1 protein-coding gene is annotated in these 354 nt (G+C 46.6%); it reads right to left on the reverse strand.

The genetic code is table 11. The annotated features are described in order from the left end of the window. Positions 1 to 354, reverse strand: a 354-nt coding sequence (locus AB4585_RS27435; protein ID WP_372171910.1) for a hypothetical protein, incomplete at both ends; no start/stop codon positions are given.

A 354-nucleotide genomic window follows, 5' to 3' on the forward strand; every position in this document is an offset into this window, starting at 1 on the left:
TTCTTCACTGTCGCGGTGCTGTCTTCGTTATTGCGAGTGATGGTGTACGTATTGTCGTCATGCTTCTCGACAATCACGTAATTCATGCTAATACCGCCATCTTCGTCACGAACAACCCACATACGTTGATTATCTTCGCCATACTCAACTTCAATTAGACCTGAACCAATGATGCCTTGACCGTCTTCGCCTTCAGGATTCCAGCCTTCGCTATCTTGTGGTGGCATAGGTGCGATAGGTTGACTAACCTCTAATCCGTCATCGTAGCCAGGGTTCATTACTAAGTTCTCATCACCACCAAACTCAGGCATGCCAGGATCAACCTCGATGAAAATTGGGTTTTCAGGGTCGATT

It is taken from the genome of Vibrio sp. 10N.222.49.C9 (genome assembly GCF_041474985.1).
Taxonomy (GTDB): Bacteria; Pseudomonadota; Gammaproteobacteria; order Enterobacterales; family Vibrionaceae; genus Vibrio; species Vibrio crassostreae_C.